Annotated in this window: 8 protein-coding genes; 7 read left to right on the forward strand and 1 reads right to left on the reverse strand. The window is 73.7% G+C overall.

From position 1 onward, the window contains the following. Positions 1–81: 81 nt before the first annotated feature. From EOINJALH_RS08030 to EOINJALH_RS08045, 5 genes are all read left to right on the forward strand, one after another. Positions 82–840, forward strand: coding sequence for a FadR/GntR family transcriptional regulator (locus EOINJALH_RS08030; RefSeq protein WP_088279830.1), 759 nt, complete (start codon positions 82–84; stop codon positions 838–840). 48 nt (positions 841–888) lie between these two features. Beyond that, positions 889–1884 (forward strand): tripartite tricarboxylate transporter substrate binding protein, encoded by a 996-nt coding sequence (locus EOINJALH_RS08035; protein WP_088279836.1) that lies wholly within the window; start codon positions 889–891, stop codon positions 1882–1884. A 40-nt stretch (positions 1885–1924) separates the two neighbouring features. After that, positions 1925–2635: a substrate-binding domain-containing protein gene (locus EOINJALH_RS08040; protein ID WP_088279831.1), complete on the forward strand. Its 711-nt coding sequence runs from the start codon at positions 1925–1927 to the stop codon at positions 2633–2635. Between the two features lie 154 nt (positions 2636–2789). Beyond that, positions 2790–2978 carry a hypothetical protein gene (locus tag EOINJALH_RS31110; protein ID WP_144289920.1) on the forward strand — a complete coding sequence of 63 codons (189 nt, stop codon included), beginning with the start codon at positions 2790–2792 and terminating at the stop codon, positions 2976–2978. Positions 2979–3084: 106 nt separating this feature from the next. Beyond that, positions 3085–3801: a YdcF family protein gene (locus tag EOINJALH_RS08045; RefSeq protein WP_234413714.1), complete on the forward strand. Its 717-nt coding sequence runs from the start codon at positions 3085–3087 to the stop codon at positions 3799–3801. A gap of 40 nt (positions 3802–3841) precedes the next feature. On the opposite strand, the gene queG is transcribed toward EOINJALH_RS08045, so the two are convergent. Continuing rightward, positions 3842–4942, reverse strand: a complete 1101-nt coding sequence (queG, locus tag EOINJALH_RS08050; protein ID WP_199873215.1) for a tRNA epoxyqueuosine(34) reductase QueG — start codon at positions 4940–4942, stop codon at positions 3842–3844. Here queG and tsaE point away from each other — a divergent pair. Together tsaE and EOINJALH_RS08060 are read left to right on the forward strand one after the other, a co-directional pair. Next, positions 4928–5410 carry a tRNA (adenosine(37)-N6)-threonylcarbamoyltransferase complex ATPase subunit type 1 TsaE gene (gene tsaE, locus EOINJALH_RS08055; protein WP_404872742.1) on the forward strand — a complete coding sequence of 161 codons (483 nt, stop codon included), beginning with the start codon at positions 4928–4930 and terminating at the stop codon, positions 5408–5410. The genes queG and tsaE overlap by 15 nt on opposite strands. Beyond that, positions 5407–6190 (forward strand): AMIN domain-containing protein (locus tag EOINJALH_RS08060; protein WP_144289921.1); only part of this gene is annotated, 784 nt, incomplete at its 3' end. The genes tsaE and EOINJALH_RS08060, both read left to right, overlap by 4 nt.

Here is a 6190-nt window from a genome sequence, read left to right on the forward strand (position 1 = left end):
TGCCATCATCGACGCGGGTGCGCAACCAATGAAATACCAATGGTCGGCCGGCCGCGCAGCCACTAACCTGCCGGCCACACCATGGACCGACCGCCCCGCCGTCCCACCTCCACGCCGGCTGACAAGCCAGCCGGCTCTCCAGCCAAGCGGCCCGCGGCAGCGCCCGCGGCCGGCTCGCCGGTGCGCCTGCGCGAGAGCCTGCTCGACAAGCTGCGCGACCGCAGCTGGCGCGCCGGCGACCGGCTGCCCACCGAGCGTGCGCTGTGCGACGAGTTCGGCCTCAGCCGCACCGCGGTGCGGCGCGTGCTCGGTGACCTGCGCGCCCGCGGGCTGATCACCCAGGTGGTGGGCAGCGGCACCTACGTCAGCACCACCGTGGCTCAGGCCTTGTCCGACATGGCGGTGGGGCAGGCGGCCGCCAGCACCAGCCCGGCCGAGCTGATGGGTGCCCGGGTGGTGCTCGAGCCGGCGCTCATCGAGATGGCCATCGGCAACGCCACTGCCGCCGACTTTGCGCGGATGGACCTGTGCTGCGACGAGGGCGAGGCCGCCCCCTCGCTCGAGCAGTTCGAGTTCTGGGACGGCCAGCTGCACGAGGCCATTGCCAACGCCGCGCACAACGCCTTCATCTCGGGTGTGTTCCGCCAGATGAACGCCGTGCGCGCGCAGGGCGAATGGGGCATGCTCAAGCGGCGCAGCGCCACGCCCGAGCGCCGGGCAGAGTACGAGCGCGAGCACCGTGCGCTGGTGACCGCGGTGAAGGCCCGCGACGTGGAGCGCGCCCGCGCCCATTGCATGACCCACCTGCTGCACGTGCGCTGGAACCTGCTGGGCTACTGACGCCACGGCGGCGCCGTGCCAATGCCGACCAATCCTCCGGAGACGCGCATGCGCCAGTCCCCTCCGCCATCCCGCCGCAGCCTGCTGGGCCGGGGCCTGGCCGGCGCCTTGCTCGCGGCCGCCGCGCTGGCCTGCGCCGCGCAGGACTACCCCAGCCGGCCGGTGAAGCTCATCGTGCCCTTCGCGCCGGGCGGCTCGGCCGACGTGTACGGCCGCTTCATCGCGCAGCGCCTGCAAGAGGCGCTGGGCCAGCCCTTCGTGGTGGACAACCGGCCCGGCGGCGGCTCGCTGATCGGCACCGATGCCGTGGCCAAGAGCGCGCCCGACGGCCACACGCTGCTGGTGATGAGCAACACGCACACCGTCAATGAATCGCTGATCCCGAACCGGCCTTTCCAGCTGCTGCGCGATTTCGTGCCGGTGGCGCCCATCAACCAGGCCGACCTGGTGCTGGTGGGCAAGCCGGGCCTGCCCGCTGGCAACCTGGCCGAACTGTTGACGCTGGCCAAGGGCCGGCCGGGCGGGTTGTCGTACGCGTCGTCGGGGCCGGGCACGCCGTACCACATGGCCGGCGAGCTGTTCAAGGCACTGGCCGGGCTGCACATCGTGCACATCCCCTACCGCGGCAGCTCGGGCGCGCGCACCGACCTGCTGGGCGGCCAGGTTGATCTGATGTTCGACGCCATACCGACCATGGCCGAGCACATCCGCGCCGGCAAGGTCAAGGCCCTGGGCACCTCCGGCGCGCAGCGCTCCAGCGTGCTGCCCGACGTGCCCACCGTCAGCGAAGGCGGCGTGCCCGGCTACGAGGCCACCCTCTGGCTGGGGCTGATGGCGCCGCGCGGCACGCCGCCGGCCATCGTGGCGCGGCTCAACGCCGAGGTGTCGCGCATCACCAGCCAGCCCGAGGTGCGCAAGGCCTGGGCCGCGCAGGGTGCCACGCCGTTGGTGATGAGCCCAGAAGCCTTCGCCCGCTACACCACCGACGACATCGCCAAGTGGGCGCGCATCGTCAAGGTCTCCGGGGCGAAAGCCGACCAATGACCGCGCCGCCGGCGCCGAACCACATCCCGAAGGGTGCCCCATGACCGCAACCCCGACCTTGAGCATCCTGTGCGCCGGTGCGGCCAAAGGGCTGGTCGAGGCGCTGCACGACGAGTTCCTGCGCGAGACCGGCGCCGCCATCACCGGCCGCTTCGGTGCCGTGGGCGCGATGCAGGAAGCGCTGCTCGCCGGCGAACCCTGCGACGTGATGATCGTCACCGCCGCGATGGTCGACGCCCTGTGCGCCGACGGCGTGCTGCGCGGCGACGCGCGGGCCGACCTGGGGCGCGTGCGCACCGGCGTGGCGGTGCGCGCCCATGAGCCGGTGCCCGATGTGTCCAGCCCCGACGCGCTGCGCGCCGCGCTGCTGGCGGCGCGCACGCTGTACTTCCCCGACCCGGTGCGCGCCACCGCCGGCATTCACTTCGACAAGGTGATGCGCCAGCTGGGCGTGCACGAGGCCTTGCAGTCGCGCTGCCGCACCTTCCCGAATGGCGCCACGGCGATGCGCGAACTGGCCAGCAGCAGCGGGCCGCAGCAGCTGGGCTGCACGCAGATCAGCGAGATCCTTTACACGCCCGGCGTGCAACTGGCCGGGCCGCTGCCCGACCCCTTCGAGCTGGCCACCTTGTACACCGCCGCGGTCAGCGGCCACGCCGCGCAGCCGGCGCTGGCCGAACGGTTCGTCGCCCGGCTGGCCGGCCCGGCCACCCGGGCATTGCGTGAGCGTGGCGGCTTCGAGCTGGCCTGAGCGGCCGCGGCAGGCCCGGTCGCCCGGCGCCCATGGGGTTGGCCAGGGCCCGATTGGGGCAGGATCTCTTCACTGAAGCCGTCGTCGGCAGCCGCGCAGGCAGGCTATGCTCCGCGCTGATGCACACGCCCGCGCCGCCGCAGGAGCCGTCCCCATGAACGCCGCACAGGCCACAGGCCTGCGGCCCCGCCTGGACATCGCGGTTCAGCCCGGCGCCGATCTGGCCCAGCGCCGGCCGCCGGCCCATCCGCGCGCCACCGGGCGGTGCAGGCAGAGTCCGGCGATACCCGACACCCTGGCCGAGGCCCCGCGACACCTCGGCCGCGTCACCCGCGAGGCCTGACATCAACGACATCCTTGCCGCCCTCGGCATCGTCCACTGGAAGCCCACGCTGGGCCTGCTGCTGATTCCGCCCACGCCGCTGCTGCTGCTGGCGCTGCTGGGCACCGTGCAACTCGGGCGCGGCCGCCGCATCGGCTGGCTGCCCCTGCTGGGCAGCCTGCTCGGCCTGTGGATGATGTCGACGCTGGCCGTGGGCAATGCCGCGATCGACGGCCTGACCCGCCCGCCGCCGCCGCTGGACCTGCGTGCCCTTCAGGCCGCCGGCAAGGGCTCGGGCACGCCGAAGACCGCCATCCTGGTGCTGGGCGGCGGGCGCCGCGAGCGCTCGCCCGAATACGGCGCCGCCGATCTCACGCCCTTCGGCATCGAGCGCCTGCGCTACGGCCTGTGGGTGGCGCGGCAGACCGGCTGGCCGGTGGCCTTCAGCGGCGGTGTGGGCTTTGCCGCGAGGCCGGGCCCCACCGAGGCCGCCATCGCGCGGCGCGTGGCCGAGCGCGACTTCGGCATGAACCTGCGCTGGACCGAAGACCGCTCGCGCGACACCCACGAGAACGCCCGCTTCAGCCTGGACCTGATGCGCGAGCAGGGCATCGAGCGCGTGGTGCTGGTCACGCACGCCTTCCACATGAGCCGGGCGCTGCAGGGCTTCGAGCGCGCGCAGTTGCGCACCGCCGGGCCCGCGGTGCAGATCGTGCCGGCACCGGTGGGCGTGCGCGGCGGCGATGCGACCCTGGGCTTGCGCGACTGGCTGCCCAGCGCCGAAGGCTTCACCCGCAGTTGGCTGGCGATGCACGAGTGGGTGGGGCGGCTCGGCGGCGCGTGACGGCGCCCCATGGCGGCGCCGGCCCGCCGGACGCCGCCACTCAGGCGCGCTGCGCCAGCGCCCAGTGCAGGTGCTCGGCCAGCAGCGCGTCGGCGCCCGGCAGCGCGGCCTGCAGTGCCACGGCGATGGCCTCATCGCCCGTGTCGCGCCAGGCGTTGCCCAGCGCCACGGCCAGGTTGCGCCGCCAGCGTGCGTGGCCGATGCGGCGGATGGCGCTGCCTTCGGTCAGGCGCAGGAAGTCGGCCTCGCCCCAGGCCCACAGCGCCAGCAGCGTGGCGGCCGACAACGCCTCGCGGGCGTCGAAGTCGGGCAGGCTGCTGCACTGGGCGAACTTGTTCCACGGGCACACCAGTTGGCAATCGTCGCAGCCGTAGATGCGGTTGCCCAGGGCCGCGCGAAACTCGTGCGGGATCGGCCCGTCGTGCTCGATGGTCAGGTAGGACAGGCAGCGACGTGCGTCCAGGCGATATGGCGCCAAGATGGCCCCGGTGGGGCAGGCGTCCAGGCAGGCGCGGCACTGGCCGCAATGGTCGCTCTCCGGCGGGGTCAGCGGCAGCGGCAGGTCGACGTAGATGTCGCCCAGGAAGCACATCGACCCCCCTTCGCGCGACAGCAGCAGGGTGTGCTTGCCGCGCCAGCCCAGGCCGCTGCGCTGCGCCAGTTCCACCTCCAGCACCGGCGCCGAATCGGTGAACACGCGGTGGCCGAAGGCGCCCACCTCGCGCTGCAGGCGGTCCACCAGCTGCTGCAGCCGCTGCCGCAGCACCTTGTGATAATCGCGGCCATGGGCGTACAACGACACCACCGCCTTCGACGGCTGGCCCAGGCGGTCGAAGGCGATGGCCTGCCAGCCTTCGGGCGTGTCGCGCGGCAGGTAGTCCATGCGCGCGGTGACCACGCGCACCGTGCCCGGCACCAGTTCGGCCGGGCGCGCGCGCTTCAGCCCGTGCGCGGCCATGTAGCCCATGCTGCCGTGGAATCCGGCGGCCAGCCAGGCCTCGAGCCCCGGCTCGGCAGTCGACAGGTCCACGTCGGCCACCCCGATCTGGGAGAATCCGAGCGCCTTGGCCCAGCCTTGCAGGCGCGTCAGCCAGACTGCCGCCGTCGCACCCTGCAGCCCCGTGTCGTGACCTTCGCGCATCCCCCGATTCTAGAAACCCGCCCCCTGCACTGGCCCGACGAAGCGGCCTGCGCCGATTTCGCCCGCCAGTTGGCGGCGCAAGAGGGCCTGGCCGACGCCTTCATCGAGCTGCGCGGGCCGCTGGGCGCGGGCAAGACCACCTTCGCCCGGCACCTGCTGCGCGCGCTGGGCGTGGAGGGCCGCATCAAGAGCCCCACCTTCGCGGTGATGGAACCCTACGAGCTGCCGGGCGGCGGGCAGGCCGCTCACTTCGATTTCTACCGCTTCACCGACCCGCGCGAATGGCTCGATGCCGGCTTTCGCGACGTGTTCGCCGCACCGGGCCTGAAGCTGGCCGAGTGGCCCGAGCAGGCCGGCGGCCAGTTGCCCGTGCCCGACCTGCGCGTGGCGATCGAGCCCCACGACGACGGCAGCCGCACGGTGACCTTGCAGGCCTGCACGCCGCGCGGCGTGGGGCTGCTGGGATGACCGGCGGCCACGCCCCCGGCCGGCGCCGGCTGCTGCAGCGCGCAGGCAGCACGGTGCTGCTGCTGGGTCTGGGCGAGCTGGCCTGGGGCGCCACCATCGTGGCGGTGCGGGTGTGGCCGGCCACCGACTACAGCCGCGTCACGATCGAATCCGACCAGGTGCTGGCGGCCCACCACTTCACCACCGACGGGCCGGACCGGCTGGTGGTCGACATCGACGGCCTGGAGCTGAGCCCGGCCCTGCGCGAGCTGGTCGGCAAGGTGCGCCCCGAAGACCCCTACATCGCCCGCGTGCGCGTGGGCCAGTACAAGCCGCGCGTGGTGCGCCTGGTGCTGGACCTGAAGCAACCCGTGCTGCCGCAGCAGTTCGCGCTGCCGCCGGTGGCCGCCTACCGCCACCGGCTGGTGTTCGACCTCTACCCTCGGCGCGAACGCGACCCGCTGATCGACCTGATCCGCGAACGCGACCGCGCCGACGGCCAGGCCGCCCGCGGCATGCAGGACGCGCTGGGCGACTTCATCGGCCGCATCGAGCAGCCGGCGCTGCCGGACACCCCCGCGGTGGCGGCGGCGCCGCTGCCGGCACCTGGACCGGCGGCGCCACTGGCTGCGCCAGGTGCCTCATTGCCTGCGCCGGTGCCCGCACCGATGCCGGTGCCGCCACCGATCGTCGCCATGGCCCCGCCGCACGCACCACCGCCGGCACCGCCACCAGCACCACTGCCCGAGCCCGCGGCGGCGGCGCCGCGCCTGGCCACGCACCTCGATGGCGCCCGCCTGT

The organism is Ideonella sp. A 288 (assembly GCF_002198735.1).
Lineage (GTDB): Bacteria > Pseudomonadota > Gammaproteobacteria > Burkholderiales > Burkholderiaceae_C > Pseudaquabacterium.